This is a genomic window from Roseomonas rosulenta, from assembly GCF_016106005.1.
Lineage (GTDB): Bacteria > Pseudomonadota > Alphaproteobacteria > Acetobacterales > Acetobacteraceae > Neoroseomonas > Neoroseomonas rosulenta.
In genome coordinates this window covers 1-2,791 of record NZ_JACADR010000410.1, presented here as the reverse complement: position 1 = coordinate 2,791, position 2,791 = coordinate 1, and the positions used below count along the sequence as shown (strand labels likewise).

Here is a 2,791-nt window from a genome sequence, read left to right as displayed (position 1 = left end):
GAGACGCCGCCGGACCCGCGCATCGCGACGGCCATCGACGCCGCCGCCGCCGGAGCCGCCCAGCCTGCCGCGATCGAACCGCCTCGCGCGCCGCCGTCCGCCGCGCCGGCGCGCCAGGTGCTGCCGGCGGTGGTCGCCGTGGCGATCGGCGGCAACGGACGCATCACGGTCATGCTCGAACCGGGCGAGCTCGGTCGCGTCGAGATCAGCATCGAACGCAGCGCGGACGCGCCGCAGGTGGTCATCCTGGCCGAACGGCCGGAGACCCTCGCGCTGCTGCAGCGCGACCAGCGCGAGCTCGACCGCGCCCTCACGCAGGCGGGGCTGCAGGCGGAAGGACGCGCGCTGTCCTTCGGGCTGAGCGGCGGCGACGCCGGCTCGGGCCAGCCGCAGCGTCAGCGCGACGGCGCCGGCGGCGCGCGCACGGCACGCGACGTGCAAAGCCTGGACGCCACGGCTGTGGCCAAGGTGGCGCCGGAACGGCGCATCTCCCTCTCGCTGCTCGACCTCGCCATCTGACAGGAGGCCCCCGCATGTCCGGATCGATAGCCAGCACCACCGCCGCCGCGAGCGGTGCCGCCGCCAGCAACACGCGCCTCGCCGGCGACTTCAACACCTTCCTCACGTTGCTCACGACGCAGCTGCAGAACCAGAGCCCGACCGACCCGCTCGACGCCAACCAGATGACGAACCAGCTCGTGCAGTTCGCCTCGGTCGAGCAGCAGATCTCGATGAACCAGAACCTCGAACGTCTGATCGCGCTGCAGCAGGCGGCGCAGCTCACTGCCTCCGCCCCGCTGGTCGGCCGGCGGGTCGAGGTCGAGGCCGACCAGGTGCCGCTGCAGAACGGCCGCGGCGAGATCCGCCTGCCGGCGGCAGGTGCCTCGCGCTTCGCCGAGATCAGCATCGCGGACGGCAGCGGGCGCACGCTGCGCCAACAGGTGGTGGCGTTGGGCAGCGCGCCCTCGGGCTGGAACTGGGACGGGCGCGACGTGGGCGGGCGGGCGCTGTCCGATGGCGCCTATCGCGTCGGCGTCACCGGGCGCGGCGCGAATGGCGAGGCGGTGAGCCTGCCTTTCACCGTCGCCGGCACCGTGACGGGGGCCGAGCAGCGCAGCAACGGGCTCAGCCTGTCGGTCGGCGGGCTTGCGGTCGGCTTCGACAAGGTGCGCCGCCTGCTGCCCGACACCTGACGATCCGCCGCCCCGTTAACCGCCCCGAAACCGCGGCCCGGCAAAGTCTGCCGCGGCGGCAGGAGGCGGCCTTCGGATGCGGCGGATGCGGGAGATTCGGCGGGCGTGGGATGAGTCGCGGCATCCGGCGGGGTGCCGATGGGCGCGCTGATCGCGCAGCTGCGGGCGCTGGGCGCGGTCCGCCTGGCGCTGCTGGGCGGCGCGGGGCTTGGCGTGCTGGGGCTGCTCGCCTGGCTGGTCTTGCGCGCGAGCCTGCCGCCGATGGCGCTGCTCTATGCGGATCTCGACCCGCGTGATGCCGGGCAGGTCGTGGCGGCGCTCGAACGCGCGCGGGTGCCGCATCGCATCGAGGCCGGCGGCAGCCGCATCCTTGCCCCCGAGGAGCAGATACCCCGCCTCCGCCTGACGCTGGCGCGCGAGGGCCTGCCGCAGGGCGGGTCGGTCGGCTACGAGATCTTCGACCGCGGTGAATCGCTCAACACCACGCCGTTCCAGCAGGATGTGAACCGGCTGCGCGCGCTCGAGGGCGAGATCGCGCGCTCGATCCGCCAGCTCGCCGGCGTGCGGGCGGCGCGCGTGCACCTGGTGTTGCCGCGGCGCGAGGCCTTCTCGCGCGAGCGCGGCGACGCGCAGGCCTCGGTCGTGCTGACCATGCAGGGCGCGCAGCGGCTCGACCGCGAGGGGGTGCAGGCGGTGCTGCACCTGGTCGCGACCGCGGTGCCGGGGCTGCGGCCGCAGAACGTGTCGATCGTCGATTCCCGCGGCGCGCTGCTGGCGCGCGGCGGCCAGGCGCTGGCCGGGCCGGGTGCCGCGCAGTCGCAGGAGGAGATCCGCCGCGGCCAGGAACTGCGGATCGCCCGCGCGGTCGAGGAGATGCTCGAGCGCACGCTCGGCCCGGGCCGCGTGCGCGCGGAGGCGACGGTCGAGATGGATTTCGACCGCGTGCAGACCACCGAGGAACGCTTCGACCCCGACAACCAGGTCCCGCGCAGCCAGCAATCCGTCCAGGAGAGCAGCCGCAACGCGGAGGGCGGGCCGACCACGGTGCAGAACAACGTCCCCGGCGGCGATCCCGCCGGCGGCGGCGGCTCCCAGGAAAGCCGGCAGGAGGAGACGACCAACTTCGAGATCGGCCGCACCACCCGCAACACGCTGCGCGAACACCCGGTGGTGCGCCGCCAGTCGGTGGCCGTCCTCGTCGATGGCGTGTGGGAGCCGGGTGCGAACGGCGCGGCCGCCACCTTCCGCGAGCGCACCGCCGAGGAGGTGGCGCGCATCGCAACCCTGGTGCGCGGCGCGATCGGCTTCGACGAGCGGCGCGGTGACGCGGTCGAGGTCGTCTCGCTGCGCTTCGCCGAACCGCCGCAGGGCGCGCCCGGGGACCCCGGGATGTTCGACCTCGCCTTCAGCAGCACGACCATTGCGCGGCTGCTGGAAAGCGCCCTGTTCGCGCTGATCGCGCTGGTCGCCATCCTGCTGGTCGGCCGCCCGGCGGTGGGCCGCCTGGTGACCCTGGCGAACCGGCCGACAGCCACCGCGCCCGCGATCGCCGGTGGCGCGGCGGCGGCGCTGGCCGGCGCTGCGGGTGCGGCCGCGCT

The 2,791-nt window shown here is 74.8% G+C and carries 3 protein-coding genes; all 3 read left to right on the top strand.

Translation table 11 applies throughout. The features are described 5' to 3' along the window. Nucleotides 1-519: flagellar hook-length control protein FliK (locus HW578_RS25095; protein WP_198373424.1), on the top strand; the 519-nt coding region annotated here is incomplete at its 5' end. Nucleotides 520-533: 14 nt separating this feature from the next. Then, nucleotides 534-1,193, top strand: coding sequence for a flagellar hook assembly protein FlgD (locus HW578_RS25090; protein ID WP_198373423.1), 660 nt, complete (start codon nt 534-536; stop codon nt 1,191-1,193). A 138-nt stretch (nt 1,194-1,331) separates the two neighbouring features. Beyond that, the coding region (gene fliF / locus HW578_RS25085; protein ID WP_198373422.1) for a flagellar basal-body MS-ring/collar protein FliF at nt 1,332-2,791 on the top strand (1,460 nt) is incomplete at its 3' end.

Excerpts from the sequence above, each read along its gene's own strand:
- HW578_RS25090 (WP_198373423.1), top strand. The coding sequence starts at position 534 with ATGTCCGGATCGATAGCCAGCACCACCGCCGCCGCGAGCGGTGCCGCC.